Consider the following 13,815-nt stretch of genomic DNA (forward strand, 5'->3'; position numbering starts at 1 on the left):
GTGACGCCCCTGTCCCGGCCACCGCGGCCCTCTCATCGTTCGGACTCCCGGAAGGGAAAAATGATCATAAACACTATCACGCGCACCTCTGGACGGAGAGCCGGCCGATGACCGCCGACACCCGTGCCGTGTTCCTGCGGGAGTTTCTCCGCAACCCATTCACCGTCGCCTCCATCACCCCCAGCGGTGAGGCCCTGGCAGACCTGGCCACCGCGCCCATACCCGACACCGGTGCTCCGCTGGTGGTTGAACTCGGTCCGGGCACGGGCGCGTTCACTGGGGCCATCCAGCGGCGACTGGCCGGCCGTGGCCATCATCTAGCAGTCGAGATCAACGAGCGCTTCGCCGGAATGCTGACCGCGCGTTATTCGGGGGTGGAGGTCGCGGTGGCCGACGCCCGGAACGTGCGGGAGCTACTCGCGGAGCGCGGTTACCGACAGGCCGACGTGATCGTGAGCGGGCTGCCCTGGACGGCGTTCTCGCGGGAGCATGAGGACGACCTCCTCGATGCCATCACCGACATCCTCGCTCCCGACGGCACGTTCACCACGTTCGCGTACACCCACACGCGGTGGGCCCCTCCCGCTCGCAGATTGCGGGACGCCCTGGGGGCGGCGTTCGAGGAGATCGTGCCGGGTCGGACGGTGTGGGCCAATGTGCCGCCCGCGTTCGTCTACTCCTGCCGCAAGCCTCGCGTCCCAGCGCGGCAGGGAGCTTTGCTTCCCGTATAGACCGGCAGATCGGGTGAGACCCTGCAGACCGGGCGTGGACCCGATCCGGGACGGCGCGGCCCGTTGGCCGGCACCGTGCGCGGCGACTTCCATCAAGCCCGTACGGCGCCGGCCGACGGGCCGCTTCGCGCGTGTACGGGGGGTCGCCACCCCGGGCACCGCGCGGATCTCAGCCGCGCGGTGCGACCAGGGCGGCGCGAATGGGCAGGTGGCCGTCGCGCAGGCGGCGTCCGCAGCCCAACGCGGCCAAGATCACCAGTGTCTCGGCGCTCGTCCTCGCCTTCACCGTCGCCATGACCACCGTCGTCGCGATCCGCCTCGTCCGTCCCCTGCGAGCTCTGACCGTCGCGGCCCAACAGCCACCGCACGAGCATGCGCGTGTCGCCGTCACCACCAAGGACGAGACCGGTTACCTGGCCGCCGCCTTCAACGACCTCACCGCGCGCCGCGAACAGCTGGAAGCCCAACGCAAAGCCATGGTCAGCGACATCGCCCACGAGCTGCGGACCCCACTCACCAACATCCGCGGCTGGCTGGAGGTCACCTGCGACGGACTGCTGAACCTCAACCATCGCCGTCCTCTCGGTGGAGGACACCGGCAGCGGCATCGCAGCCCAGGACCTGCCCCATGTCTTCGAACGTTTCTGGCGGGCCGAGAAGTCCCGCAACAGACACACCGGCGGCAGCGGACTGGGCCTGTCCATCGTCCGCCAGTTGGTCGAGGAACACGGCGGAACCGTCACCGCCGACAGCAGCCCCGGCAACGGAGCAGTGTTCACCCTCTGGCTCCCCCGCGCCGAGCAACCTGATGGCCCGACGGCCCGAAACATGCGGGGTGTCCGACATGTGCGCTCTCGGACAAACAAGACCGTCCGCCGCAACCTGACGGCAGTCGCTGGGGATCGCAGCCCGATCGGCGGCGCTCGTCTGCCGCCTCTGATGCGATCGCTCCACCCGCCGGATCGAGCGCCCTGTAACCGTTTGTGGTCGGCACCCACTGACGGGACACGACGCCGGTCCGGCGTGGTCGACAGGGCGTACGGGGGTAACGAAGGACGTTCGAGTCGCCGGCGAATCCGACTGCCCACGTCACGTGCACGGCCACCTTCGGATAAGGAAACTTGCCACTCTTCCCGGCCTGCGGGAAGGGAGAGCGCGCGGAACGATTTGCGGCTGTCGCGGCATCTCATGGGCCCCTGCCCGCTTCAGGGGTGCCCTCGCGTGCCGAATGGGTGCAGCCAGTCGTTACGATGTCCGAGGTCTGGCCGCGACACAGCGCGGCCAGGCCTCTGTCTGGAGCAGAGTTCGTTGGCTCTTCAGCCCCGTTCGCGCGAGGTGAGCCGCCAGTCCTGATCGAATGACCCGGCGGCTCGTCGGCGTTGCTTGGGTGGTCAGCTGGTGTGTTCCTGCTCGTGGACCCTGCGCGCCTCGTCCAGGTGTGCACGCCATGAGGGAACGTCTGGATGCCGGCGTAGAAATGCGCGGCGCTCTCTTTCTGTCATTCCGCCCCATATGCCAAACTCAATGCGATTGTCTAGGGCGTCGGCGTGGCACTCGGTACGCATCGGGCAACCAGTGCACACGGCCTTGGCGCGATTCTGATCGGATCCTTGGACGAAGAGAGCGTCGGGGTCGCTCGTACGGCAGGCAGCTGTGTGCCAGTCTGCGGTGCTCAACGTCATCCCTCCCCCGGAGTGTCGCCCGTTGCCCGTCTCACCCTTGGCGTGGAAGCGGACCCTGAACCGCTCCGGAACGCACCGAGCAGGTCGGCGGCCGCGGCTTCTGCGCCATCTCAAGGGACTCAGTCACAAGAAGTCAAGGCGGTAGACGACACAGTATACCGAGCGGCATACTCGTGGTATGGCAGATACGACCGTCAAGATCGACGCAGGTACCAGGGACACCCTGCAGTCTCTGGCCAAGGACGCAGGACTCACCGTCAAGGCCTACCTCGCCAAGCTGGCCGAGGAGAAGGAGCACGCGCGAGCTCTCGATACGGCGACTGGCGCGTTCCGCCGTGTTATCGATGAGCCCGGCGTACTGGACGCCTTCGACTCCGAATTCGGGGGGCTCCTGCCCATCGCCCACAACACCACGCGGGCGGCCTGACCTGTGCCGCCTGTAGTCCTCATCGATTATCGGTGGCTTTTGGAGCGCCAGGAGGAGATCCTCACCTCCGACCTCACCGTCAACGACTTCTCTGTCCTGGTCGGGATGGCCCAGCGACACCGCGTTGATCCGCCCAGGCATGATCAGCACCACCCTGACGCCTTCTGGCGTGCTGCCGTGCTCTTGGAAGAGTGCGTACTTCTTCGCCCGCTCCCCGCGCGTAATGAAGCGTTCGGCTATGGGGTTGCGATCGCGTACTTGGAAGCGTCAGGCGAGCACGTGGACGAGAAGTTCGAGCTGTGGCGAGATCTGATTCACGAGATTCGCAGCCTTCGACTCGACAGCTACGAGATCGCCGACCGCCTTCGATCTTGGCGGATCGCATGAATCAAGCTCCGGGCAGCCCTGTACCTCCGGTCCTGGTGCGGAGCGCCAGGGAGCCCTCGCAGGGCGTGGAGACGGGTGTTTCGCGACGGTAGACAGGGCTGGTGCCAGACCCGCGGCTGAGGTACGTCCGTCTAGGGTCCGTCTTCAAACTGATCTTGCCCAGAGCAGGAACGACGCGAGACTGACCGCCGCTTCGTAGGAGGTGGCGGTCTTGTCGTATCTGGTGGCGATGCCGCGGAAGCGTCGGCGGTAGATCTGACGGTCGAATGCGGGTGGGCGGCCGCCGCGGCGACCGCGGTTGTGGCGGTGCTGCTGTTGGTCGGCTTTCTCCGGGATGGTGCACGCGATGCCGCGTTTACGCAGGTAGGCGCGGAACCCGCGGGAGCTGTAGGCCTTGTCGGCAATGACCTGGTCGGGTTTGCATCGGGGCCGGCCGAGGCCGGTGCGCGGGACGCGGATGCGTTCCAAAAGGGGGCGGGCGCAGACGCTGTCATGGCGTTGGCCGGGTGTCAGCAGGATCGCGAGCGGGCGTCCCTTGCCGTCGCATGCAAGATGGATTTTGGTGGTCAGTCCTCCTCGGGATCGGCCGAGGGCGTGATCGCCCGGTTCGTCCGGCCGGTGGATCCCCCTTTTCGGCCGGTGGCGGCGGCGTGCTGGTGGGCGCGGACGATGGTTGAGTCGATCTGGATGAGCCAGTCGATGTCTCCGGCCTCGTCTGCATGGGCCTGGACCTGCTGGAGAGCTCGAGTGAACACACCGTCCAGCGCGTACCGGCGGAAGCGGGTGTAGACCGTTTTCCATGGACCGTAGCGTTCCGGCAGGTCACGCCAAGAGATCCCGGTCCGGATCTTGTAGACCATGCCGTTGATGACCTGCCGGTCCTCCACCCGCGGTCGGCCCGTCGCGGCCCGCGGTATGAGTGGAGCGAGTAACTCCCACTCCTGATCGGTGAGTTCGTGGCGGCGTATCACCCCACCATGATCCACCATCCGATGATCTTTGAAGACGGACCCTAGCCTTACCCTAGCCTCAAAGTTTCGTGACGCCCCGTTGGTTCGCCCGAGGAGCCATGTCGTGGGTCAGCGCCTGCCGGGCCGCGGTGATGTGGTCGGCGGCGGTGTTGCTGCCCGCGTTGCCCGGCCGCAGCAGGCCCGCGACCGGCTCGCCGGAGCCCTGCGGGCCGTGGTCGACGAACGCGAGCAAGGGGTGATGCCCAAAGGTCTTCTTCCAGGTCGCGGCGGCGTCCTCCTTCTCGGAGTGGGCTAGGACCAGGACGCCGTCGGTGTCCACGACCACCTCGCCGCCCGCGTTCGGCGCCGCGTCACCGGCCAGCCGCCAGACCCGCTCGCGCACGTTGGCTCGAGCCTGCCGCACGGCGGCCAGGGCCCGCGGGCCGGCCGCGGCAAGCGCGTCGACCAGCCGGGAGACGGTCGGATCCGAGGCCACCGCACCGAACACCGCGGGCTCGGCCCGCAGCACAGCCACGTCGGACAAGCGTCCCCGCCCAGCGCGACCGCCAGGGCGAGGTCGAGCAGGACCTTCCCGGGATCGTGCACCGCCCGCGACTTGCGCCACGGCTCCAGGGCCGCCGACAGCGCGGCGTCCAGGCCGATCCGGCGAACAGCCTCCACCAGCAGCACCCCACCGGCCTGCGAGACCCGTCCAGAACCATCGTGTCCGAGTTGCCGCTGCGCCCGACCCGGGTGAAGCCGAGAGCACTGTAGAGGTGCACAGCGGGGTTGCCGTCCTCGACGCTCAGGCTGAGCCGAGCCACCGGGGCCGGTCCCTCGGCCGCGGCCTGGATCAGTGCCTCCATCAGGTCCCGGCCGTGCCCGCGACCGCGGTGTCCGGGTAACAGGCCGAGGGTCAGCTCGGGAACGTCCGGACCAACGAAGCCGTATCCAGGCTCACTCACGGGAAGGCGCCACGCCCAGACCGCACCGATCGGTTCGCCCGCGTCGGTCTGTGCGATGACCCCGAAGTCGTCCCTGCGGGGCCAGCCGACGAGGTAGCGACCACGATGGGGCCGCCGAGTTGGATGTGGGCCCTCGCCAGCAGGTCCCGATAGTCCTGCCAGGAGAAGCTCTTCCGCGCTCCCTTCAAGAGCAAATGATGACGGGGCCGATAGATCAGCCTGGCGCTCTCGCCCGGTTTGTAGCAGCACAGCGCGGCGACCGATGTCCTGCGGCGGGATCTGCCCCGAACGCGAACGACGGGCGTGTGGCCACGTCGCCCCCAGGTCCGGGCCCGGGGCGGAGTCATCGAGAATCCGGCCTCGTCGCCGAGTAGGCCTGGGGCGCGGTGCCGGGATTGCTCCCGGTCCGTTTCCCCGGACCTCTCGCCGAACCCGCCGTGCGTCTCTCAACGCAACGGGCTCTCCACGGTCTCTGCCGTCAGGCGGTCTCGGGGACCCAGGGGTTGGGGATCTTGTTGCCGCGGTAGCGATACCGGGTGACCGGGATCGCGCTGATCTTCTGCAGCTTGATCTCGCCCGCCGCGATCGGAAGCCACCGCCCGCTGGGGGTGGTGAATCGTCGGCGGAAGTCCCTCCAGTTCCAGTGGTGCCGTTCATGCAGCAGGCGGACGAGTCGCCACCAGACGATGTCGTCCACCTTGGTGAATACGTGCTTCGCGACGGCGTGCCGGAAGTAGTGGGCCCAACCCTGCGTGGCTCTGTTCAAGTTGATCAGCACCACGGCCAGGTCCTGCTGCGACGTTCTGTGGGTCAGGAACGGATCTTCGCCTTGATCGACCGCAAGGGCCGATCGGCGATGAAGGTGTAGACGTACCACTTGTCCGTTCCCCTCTTTCGGCGCCACTGGATGTGGAACCCCAGGAAGTCGAACCCCTCGGTCAGGTGCACCACCTGGGTCTTGGCCGGTGACAGCCGCAGCCCCACCGGTGCGAGCACATGGGCGACCTCCTCGCGCAGTGCCTCGGTGTCCTGCCTGGTCCCATGGGCCAGGACGACGAAGTCGTCCGCGTAGCGGACCAGCCGCCACGAGGGCAGGCCCTTGGCCCGGCGTCGTCCGCACCTGTACTCGGTGGACAGTTCCCCGCCGCTTTCACAGGCCCGGTGCAGGTGCTCGTCGAGCACCGACAGGGCGATGTTGGCCAGCAGCGGGGAGAGGATGCCCCCTTGCGGCGTCCCGGTGTAGGTGTCCTGGAGTTCCCCGAGCTCGTTCAGCAGCCCGGACTTCAAGAACGCCTTGACCAGCGCCAGCACGCACTAGTCCTTGATCCTCCGCCTGACCCGGTCCATCAGCGCGACGTGGTCGATCTCGTCGAAGCACGCCGCGATGTCCGCGTCCAGCACCCAGCGGTAGCCGCAGGTGCCATACAAGTGAATCTCGGCAATCGCGTCCTGGGCCCGCCGCTTGGGCCGGAACCCGTAGTAGACCGGCTTGAGATCGGCCTCAAAGATCGGTTCCAGCACCAGCTTCAGCGCGGCCTGCACGACCCGGTCGGCGATCGTGGGAATCCCCAGCCGCCGCACCTTCCCGGACCCGCCCGGCTTGGGAATAGTCTTCTCCCGCACCGGCAGCGGCCGGAACGCCCCCGCCTCGAGACGGGCGCGCAGGTCGTCCAGGAACCCGGGAACGCCGAGCGTCTCCTCGACGTCGGCGGCCGTCAGGCCATCCACGCCAGGAGTACCGGCTCCCCGGTTGCCCGCGACCCGGTCGAACGCCACAATCAGCGTCGCCGGATCGTGCACGAGGTTGAACAGATCGTCGAACCGGCGGCCGGGATCTTCCGGATAGGGCTTGGGCACAACGACATCCTTCCCACCCGCCCCATGGGACACGCCAGTTCAGATGTCATCTGATCGTGCAGCAGACCCCCCGTATCACCGCCGGCTTCAGCCCGTGGCTCGAATGTGTTGAGCAACGCTTGCCGCTTTGGGCGGTGATGCTCCCGTTCAGGATGCCGCACCAGGCCCGAAGGTCGGACATTTGGGATCAAAAGGGCCTGAGGTTATTATTAAAGAATGGGCAAAAAACATGAGATGGTTGGAGTGCCGCAGGACTCCGAACTGCTGCACGCAGCACAGGCGGGCGATGCCAGTTGTCTAGGCCTGCTCCTTGCCAGACATCGAGCAGGTATGCATGCTGTCGCGCTGGCTTTGCTCGGTCACAGCCAGGATGCCGAAGACGCTGTGCAGGAGGCGGTGCTCATTGCGGTTCGCCGGATAGGCGACATTAGGGATCCGGACGCGGTCGGTGCGTGGCTACGGATGGTGGTGCGCAATGTGTGCCGGGCCCAGCTGCGCAAGATGTCGGCCATTCCCATGCCCGAAGTAAGCGAACCCTTTGAGGCGGACCGGTCAAACCCAACACCGCCGGACCCGGCGGAGGTTCTCGACCAGCACGCGTTGCGGGACTGGGTCTGGAGCGCGCTGGAGGGCTTGTCCCCCACTCTGCGGCTGGTAACGATCTTGCGTTACTTCACCGACGTCACATCGTACGAAGACATCGCGGCACTCTGCGCCACACCGGTCGGCACCGTGCGCAGCAGACTCAACCAGGCACGCACCAAGCTGGTCAATGCCCTGCTGAACTCGGCCGAGCAGGTGCACGACGACGTTGCAACCCTGCACGCAAGGCACCGCAGACTCGCCAAGGAGACCATAGAATCCGGGTATCGCGGTGAACTTACCTCGGTATTGTCTGACTGGTGGTCACCGCAGGCGGATGTAATCTTGCCGACGGGCAAACGCACGGGCATCGATCACCTACCCCCCGCGTTTGATCGTGATGTGTCCGCCGGCGTACGGCACAAGCTGCTGAACGTGGTGGCCAGCCGCGAGGTCGTCATCTGGGAGATTGCTCTGCTCAACCCGCCGGAGAACCCCTTCCACTGCCCGCCCGACGCCGTGTTGGCGCACTTCATGAATCAGGGCCGTATCAGCAAGACGCGCTTTCACTACCGGGCCCGCCGCTGAAACGAGTCCGGCAGGCAAACGGTGAGCGATCGAACTCCCCCGGCTCCGATCATAATTTGCTGGTATGAAACAAACAACCACAATCCCGAGCGCCCAACGACCTCAAGTTTCCCATGATCTTAGACACGCTGTCGTTACGCCACGAGGGCCCAATCCTGCTAGCCTCGAAGTTTCGTGACGGTCCGCCGACGGAGTCGGTGGGCCGTTTTCGTGCCGTGGGCTGAGGCTGTGCAGGCCGAAGACCCGAGTGTCGCCTCGGGATGGCACCGGATTCCACTGCTATGGGTGTTGGGTGCTGTCGAAGGGACGGGGAATCTGCTGGTCAGCCAGGGTCCGGCAGTTGGGTGAGCCGGTCGAGGCTGCGGTGATGTGACCGGTCCAGGGCCAGTGCCGGGCCAGGCGGAGGATTCGCCGACGACTGGTGGTCACGAGCTGTCCCGCCGCGGTGAACAGGCGGAGCCGTAGTCGGCGGGGCTCCCGGAGCCTGGCCTTGCCGGTACAGGGCGAGCGTCGGCATCCAGGCCAGCAGGTCGAGAGCGATCTGCACGATCTCCAGCCAGATCCGGTTCTGGGCCGTGCGGTGCAGGGGCAGGTTGCGCAGGCCGGTGGTCCGGGCGGCGCGGATGCGGTCCTCGGCCCGGGCCCGCAGCCGGTGACGGAGCTCGAGCTCGGCGATCGGCCGGCCCGAGGTGTTGGTGGCGAAACAGGTCAACCGCAAGCCGTCCACATCCGTGAGCCGCAACTGGGCCCCGGGGTGCGGTCGTTCCTTTCTGACGATCAGCCGCATGCCCTCCGGCCAGCCGTCCAGTACGTCGCCGGTGAGTTCAGCGATCCAGGCGCCGTCGCGGATCTCGCCGTCCGCCTCGACGGCCGCCGTCCAGGCCGATGCCGGAACCTTCAGCACATGCTGGTGGATCGCCTCGGTGATCACCATGCCGACCGAGTAGGACAGCCACCGTCCCCGCTGAGTGAGCCAGGCGACGAAGTCGTGGGTGCCGCCCGCGGAGTCGGTGCGGATCAGGGTCTGACGTCCGCGCCGGTACTTCTTCGGCAGTTGGGCGAGGGCCAGTTGGGCGGCGGTGATGTGGTCGGCGGCCGTGTTCGAGCCCGCGTTCCCCGGCCTGAGCAGGGCCGCCACTGGTTCACCGGTGCCGCCCGGTCCGTGGTCGACGAACGCCATCAGCGGGTGGTGGCCGTAGGTTCGCTTCCATGTGGGTGCGGCGTCCTCCTTGTCCGAGTGTGCGATCACCAGCACCCCGTCGAGGTCCACGGTCACCGTCCCGCTCGCATCCGGCGCTTTTCGGTCGGCCAACCGCCAGACATGTCGGCGGACTTCGGCCCGCGCGGCACGGATGGCCCGCAGGGCGTTCTCGCCGGAGGCTGCGAGGGTGTCGATGAGGCGGGAGACCGTCGGGTCGGAGGCCACCGGCCCGAACACGGCCGGCTCGGCCCGCAGCATGGCGACATCCGCGAGGCAGTCGCCGCCCAGCGCGACCGCCAGGGCCACGTCCAGCAGGATCTTTCCCGGGTCGTGCACCGCACGCGGCTTCCGCCACGGCCTCAGCGCCGCTGATATCGCGGTGTCCAGGCCGGCCTTGCGGACGGTCTCGACCAGCAGCACGCCCCCGGCCTGCGAGACCACTGTCCGGCCGCCGCCCTCGATGCGGACGCGCGGGTATGACCCGATACGCTTCTTCACCTGGAGAGTGCTTCTTTCCCTGCAGCTAACAGGACCCTAGACAAGTCCCATCGTTGCAAGTCAGGAGCACTCTCCGCCCATTTGATCGCCCACCCGACACCCAGCCACGTAAAAGCGCGTGGCTAACAGGTGTTGCTGGACCGGTTGCGGGAGGCTCACCGGCTGGACCTCTCTTGCGACACGCTCGATGCCTCCCAGGTGCAGGCCAAGCGGGGGCGAAGCCATCCGAACGGTGGCCCGAGTCCGGTTGCCCGGGGGCCACCGGGCGAAGTCCTTCCTCATCCGTGCGTTGTCCCCAGTAGTGCACGGGTCTCGGCGACTACCCGCGCGTTGAACGCCGGGTCGTGCACCTGTGCGGAACCCCGCATTGGTCGTCCTTTCTCGTCGTAGTAGACGCCGGTGGTGTCCGATTCGGCGGTGAGTATCCGGGTGATCACGCGAGCAGCGGTGCCCGGGTTGGTCCAGTACTTGATGAGCGGGGCCAGTGGCGAGAGCACGTGCTTCGACAGCAGGCGCAGGAACAGGCCGGCATCACGGCCGAGGTTCGTGCCGGGGGCGAAACCGGGCTCGATGGCGTTGAACCGCAGTCGGGGTGTTTCGCGGGCGAAGGCGAGCACCGTTGCCAGGTTGCACTGCTTGGACGTGGCGTAGGCGTCTGCGCCGGGCAGTTTCGAGCCGCCGGGCTTCCACTCGCCACGGGTGCTCGCCTCGGCGGAGATGTACCGGGCGCCGCGGAAACCGGACATGGTGGCGGCTTTGCGCTCCGGATCCTCCACAGCGGGCGGGAGCGCCAGTCGTAGTAGCCGGATCGGGATACACCGAGCCGACCGCACATGAACTCGACGCTGTATGCGTACTCCTCGGTGTCGAGCCGCATCTCATCGATGAACTCGTACTTGCTTGCTACCGGGGATCCTTCGCGAAGTACGCTGCGGCTTTTTTCAGGAAAGAATTTTCCATCTCCAGCTCGCGGTTACGTCGTTCGAGTTCCTTTAGGCGCGCCCGCTCGTTCACCGTCAGTTCCGCATCGGGGGCTGGTTCCTGCTGCTTCTGGTATTTCTTCACCCAGCCGCGTAGGGTCTCCGAGTTCAGCTCAAGCTCCCGGGCGACTTCGGAGATCGTCTTACTTGACCTCAACGCGATCTGGACGGCTTCCTCGCGGAACTCCGGCGAGTACTTACTGGGTGGCGCCACTTCTTCCTCGTTTCCTCGTTCAGGACAACCCTATTGGGTGCCTGTCCGGGAACTTCGGGGCCCTTCAAGCTCAAGCTTCTGGGTGTCTCAGGTGCTTGGCTTGGTGCCACGCGGTCTTTGCGCGGTCTGAGTTCAGTCCTTCTTTGGCATGGGCGGGGTCTTATTGCCGTAGATCCAGCTCTTGACGTACTTGGTGAGATCGCGGCCGGAGACTTCGTTGGCGACGTCGATGTAGTCCTGGGTCGAAGCGTTCTTGTGCCGGAACCGGTCGAAGAAGGTCTTCTCGATCTTGCTGAAGGTGGCGTCGCCGACCTGAAGCCGCAGCCCGTGCAGCATGACCACGCCCGCCGCGTTGGTGCCGCCCAGCACGTCGCCGGCTTCCTTCAAGCGACCGGGGGCTCCCATGTTCGGCCGCTCATCCCGGTCGAATTCGTATGCACGCTTGACGGTTTCCTCGAGCTTCGCTTCCCCCTTCTCATCCATGTATCGGGCGGTGTAGTACGAGGCATGACCTTCGCTGATCCACATGTCGTCCCAGTTCTTGAGGGCGACAGCGTTGCCAAAGTACTGGTGGACCAGTTCGTGCACCATGACGGGGGACGGTTTATTCAGCGCTTCGGCGGCATAGGTGGACAAGGTGGCGCCCTCGAGTGCGACGCCCCCGAACTCGCCCTGCGTGCCCAGGATCCCGTAGGTCTCGTAGGGATAGGCACTGCCGATCTGCTGCGCCACCCAGGCCAGCTGCGCCGCGGTCGCCTTCACCTGCGGTTCGGCTGCCTTCGCCCGGTCGGCTGCGACGTAGCTGCGCAGCGGCAGCCCGCCCGGGCCGGTTGCGGTGAACTTCTGGTAATGCCCGACAGCCGCCTGCACGACATGCGTGGGGATCACGTCGCGGGTGGCGTAGACGTACGTGGTCCGCTCACCCCGTGCGGTACGTGACTGCAGGGTGCCGTTCGCCACCGCGGTCATGTCCTTGGGCGTGGTCAGGCGGAAGGTGACGCGGGCCTTGTCGCTGGGATGGTCGTTCATGGGGAAGAACAGGTGGCCCCGGTCCGGCTGGCCGAGCATCGCAAATCCTTCCTTGCCGTTCTTGCCGTAGTTGTGCCAGCCGGTGAGGCCCTTCCGGTGATCGGGGTCGGCAGGCGAGGCCGGGTCGGCTGAGCGGTCGGCGACGAAGCTGATATCCACTCGGAAGGCCTTCTGGTTCACCAGTGGGCTCTTGGGTTTGATGATCAGCTTCTCGTCCTTGGCGTCACGCCGGAATTCGGCATCTGCGCCGTCCACGCTGACGGAATCAATCTTCTGCCCGGTTGAATCGAGGCTGAACTCGGACAGGGCCTGTGTCGCCTTTGCCTCGACGCGCACCGAGGCCTTCATCTTCGGCGTGTCCGGCCGGTAGTCGTAGCGGACGTCGTAGGACTGGACGTCATACCCGCGGTTGCCGAGGTAGCGGAACAGCCGGTCACCGGCATGGCGGGCACCAGGCTTGGCCTTGTCTGCGGCATCGGCGGGTGGAATCCCGCAGGCCGTGACGGCTGCCACCAGCAGGGCTGAGGCCATCGCGGCGGCGCGGCGGTTGGTGGGCATCGGCTTCCAAGTCATGTTCATCCTTCTTTCGCGGGGTCATGGACCCCCTGCTGTTCTCGGCAGACGCGACACTGCTTGCTCTGCCGCGTATCAACGTTCACGCGTTTGCGTAACTAGGGCCGGGTCGCGCCTTAGCCGTTTGCTCTGGCACTCGCCTTCGTCGTGGAGATGTCGTCGAGTGCGCGGATCAGCTTCTGGCTGCGGGTGAAGGCGTCCTCCAGCCCTTGGGCGGGGGTGGTGCCGGCGCTCTGGTGCAGGACGATGCCGATCGCCAGGCGCTGCTTGCCGTCGATGGTTCGGTGCGCGGCCCAGGCGAGGTTTCCGCCGGCTGGCGTGCTGGAGCCGGTTTTCAGGCCGATCACGCCGTCCTTGCCGAGGAGCTTGTTGGTGTTGGGTAGCGGCTCCGGGGCGTCGGGTAGGCCAGCGATCTCTTCGGTGGCCACGATGGCGCGGAATGCAGGATCCTTCATCGCCGTGCGAGCAAGTTTGAGCTGATCGGCGGCGGTGCTGGTGGTCTCTTTGTCGAAGCCGCTGGGGTCGGTGTAGTAGGTGTCGTCCATGCCCAGTGCGGCGGCTCGCTCGTTCATCTTCTTCACGAACGCGCTCTGTGCTCCGGCATCCCAGCGCGCCAGCAGCCGGGCAATGTTGTTGCCGGAGGTGACCATCATCATCTGCAGCACGTCCCGCTGGCTGAAGGAGGCGCCGGGCCGCACCGGGGTCGCCGACTCATCGGAGGAGTACGAGCCAGCCGCCGCCTCGTCGTCAATCTTGATCCGCGGGCCGTCATCGCCGCCGTGCAGAGGGTGGTTCTGCAGCACGAGATAGGCGGTCATCACCTTGGCGACGCTCGCGATCGGCACCGGGACCTGCTTGCCGCTGGTGCCGAAATCACCGACGCCTTCCACCCAAAGTGCAGCCTGCCCGTCCGAAGGCCAGGGCAGCTGCGTACGCACGCCGGGGGCCACGGCGGAGTCGGCTAGTCCGCCCCGATCGGAGGCCCGGCCGGGCAGAGCGAAGCCGAACAGTCCCGAGCCGAGCAGCACGATCACCGCGATCAGTGCCGAGCCGGCAGACCACAACGTGATCCGGTTCCGGGAACGCGCGTGGGCGCGGGCAGGGGCCAGGGACACGGCAACCTCCATGGGGCGGATACGCGGTGGTCGCGT

At 66.7% G+C, this 13,815-nt stretch carries 10 protein-coding genes and 6 pseudogenes; 5 read left to right on the forward strand and 11 right to left on the reverse strand.

Going from position 1 to position 13,815, the window contains the following annotated elements:
- The first annotated feature begins 107 nt into the window (after positions 1–107).
- Together ACSHXN_RS45215 and ACSHXN_RS45220 are read left to right on the forward strand one after the other, a co-directional pair.
- Positions 108–731: a class I SAM-dependent methyltransferase gene (locus ACSHXN_RS45215; RefSeq protein WP_438306750.1), complete on the forward strand. Its 624-nt coding sequence runs from the start codon at positions 108–110 to the stop codon at positions 729–731.
- Positions 732–970: 239 nt separating this feature from the next.
- Positions 971–1,544: pseudogene (locus ACSHXN_RS45220) on the forward strand (sensor histidine kinase); the annotation flags it as partial.
- A 578-nt stretch (positions 1,545–2,122) separates the two neighbouring features.
- On the opposite strand, the gene ACSHXN_RS45225 reads toward ACSHXN_RS45220, so the two are convergent.
- Positions 2,123–2,413 carry a WhiB family transcriptional regulator gene (locus ACSHXN_RS45225; protein WP_438306751.1) on the reverse strand — a complete coding sequence of 97 codons (291 nt, stop codon included), beginning with the start codon at positions 2,411–2,413 and terminating at the stop codon, positions 2,123–2,125.
- 178 nt (positions 2,414–2,591) lie between these two features.
- Here ACSHXN_RS45225 and ACSHXN_RS45230 point away from each other — a divergent pair, with 178 nt between their 5' ends.
- Positions 2,592–2,840 (forward strand): antitoxin MazE7, encoded by a 249-nt coding sequence (locus tag ACSHXN_RS45230; RefSeq protein WP_438306752.1) that lies wholly within the window; start codon positions 2,592–2,594, stop codon positions 2,838–2,840.
- A gap of 39 nt (positions 2,841–2,879) precedes the next feature.
- Positions 2,880–3,227 (forward strand): toxin Doc, encoded by a 348-nt coding sequence (locus ACSHXN_RS45235; protein ID WP_438306753.1) that lies wholly within the window; start codon positions 2,880–2,882, stop codon positions 3,225–3,227.
- Positions 3,228–3,371: 144 nt separating this feature from the next.
- Here the strand turns inward: ACSHXN_RS45235 and ACSHXN_RS45240 are convergent.
- The 5 genes and pseudogenes from ACSHXN_RS45240 to ltrA all read right to left on the reverse strand — a co-directional run bounded on the left by ACSHXN_RS45240 (position 3,372) and on the right by ltrA (position 7,032).
- Positions 3,372–4,216 (reverse strand): IS5 family transposase gene (locus ACSHXN_RS45240; protein WP_438306754.1). Its coding sequence is split into 2 segments (ribosomal slippage): positions 3,372–3,829 and positions 3,829–4,216, totalling 846 coding nucleotides; the frame shifts between segments, so codons are not numbered across the junction.
- A 58-nt stretch (positions 4,217–4,274) separates the two neighbouring features.
- Positions 4,275–4,900 (reverse strand): annotated as a pseudogene (locus tag ACSHXN_RS45245) (transposase); the annotation flags it as partial.
- A 41-nt stretch (positions 4,901–4,941) separates the two neighbouring features.
- A pseudogene (locus tag ACSHXN_RS45250) lies at positions 4,942–5,304 on the reverse strand (N-acetyltransferase family protein); the annotation flags it as partial.
- Positions 5,241–5,507, reverse strand: a pseudogene (locus tag ACSHXN_RS45255) (IS630 family transposase); the annotation flags it as partial. The pseudogenes ACSHXN_RS45250 and ACSHXN_RS45255, both read right to left, overlap by 64 nt.
- 113 nt (positions 5,508–5,620) lie before the next feature.
- Positions 5,621–7,032, reverse strand: a pseudogene (ltrA, locus tag ACSHXN_RS45260) (group II intron reverse transcriptase/maturase).
- 183 nt (positions 7,033–7,215) lie between these two features.
- On the opposite strand from ltrA, the gene ACSHXN_RS45265 reads away from it, so the two are divergent.
- Positions 7,216–8,169, forward strand: coding sequence for an RNA polymerase sigma factor (locus ACSHXN_RS45265; RefSeq protein WP_438306755.1), 954 nt, complete (start codon positions 7,216–7,218; stop codon positions 8,167–8,169).
- A gap of 322 nt (positions 8,170–8,491) precedes the next feature.
- On the opposite strand, the pseudogene ACSHXN_RS45270 reads toward ACSHXN_RS45265, so the two are convergent.
- From ACSHXN_RS45270 to ACSHXN_RS45290, 5 genes and pseudogenes are all read right to left on the reverse strand, one after another.
- Positions 8,492–9,868, reverse strand: a pseudogene (locus ACSHXN_RS45270) (IS1380 family transposase).
- 278 nt (positions 9,869–10,146) lie between these two features.
- Positions 10,147–10,614 carry a hypothetical protein gene (locus tag ACSHXN_RS45275; RefSeq protein ID WP_438306756.1) on the reverse strand — a complete coding sequence of 156 codons (468 nt, stop codon included), beginning with the start codon at positions 10,612–10,614 and terminating at the stop codon, positions 10,147–10,149.
- 157 nt (positions 10,615–10,771) lie between these two features.
- Positions 10,772–11,062: a transposase gene (locus tag ACSHXN_RS45280; protein ID WP_382915747.1), complete on the reverse strand. Its 291-nt coding sequence runs from the start codon at positions 11,060–11,062 to the stop codon at positions 10,772–10,774.
- A gap of 132 nt (positions 11,063–11,194) precedes the next feature.
- Positions 11,195–12,664: a M1 family metallopeptidase gene (locus ACSHXN_RS45285; protein WP_438306757.1), complete on the reverse strand. Its 1,470-nt coding sequence runs from the start codon at positions 12,662–12,664 to the stop codon at positions 11,195–11,197.
- 116 nt (positions 12,665–12,780) lie between these two features.
- Positions 12,781–13,779 carry a D-alanyl-D-alanine carboxypeptidase family protein gene (locus tag ACSHXN_RS45290; protein ID WP_438306758.1) on the reverse strand — a complete coding sequence of 333 codons (999 nt, stop codon included), beginning with the start codon at positions 13,777–13,779 and terminating at the stop codon, positions 12,781–12,783.
- Positions 13,780–13,815: the final 36 nt, after the last annotated feature.

Origin of the sequence: Streptomyces sp. HUAS TT11 (assembly GCF_051553595.1) — a bacterium.
Classification (GTDB): domain Bacteria; phylum Actinomycetota; class Actinomycetes; order Streptomycetales; family Streptomycetaceae; genus Streptomyces.

Coding starts and splice junctions, on each gene's coding strand:
- ACSHXN_RS45265 (WP_438306755.1), top strand. CDS start 7,216: ATGGGCAAAAAACATGAGATGGTTGGAGTGCCGCAGGACTCCGAACTG.
- ACSHXN_RS45230 (WP_438306752.1), top strand. CDS start 2,592: ATGGCAGATACGACCGTCAAGATCGACGCAGGTACCAGGGACACCCTG.
- ACSHXN_RS45285 (WP_438306757.1), bottom strand. CDS start 12,664: ATGACTTGGAAGCCGATGCCCACCAACCGCCGCGCCGCCGCGATGGCC.
- ACSHXN_RS45225 (WP_438306751.1), bottom strand. CDS start 2,413: ATGACGTTGAGCACCGCAGACTGGCACACAGCTGCCTGCCGTACGAGC.
- ACSHXN_RS45275 (WP_438306756.1), bottom strand. CDS start 10,614: ATGTCCGGTTTCCGCGGCGCCCGGTACATCTCCGCCGAGGCGAGCACC.
- ACSHXN_RS45215 (WP_438306750.1), top strand. CDS start 108: ATGACCGCCGACACCCGTGCCGTGTTCCTGCGGGAGTTTCTCCGCAAC.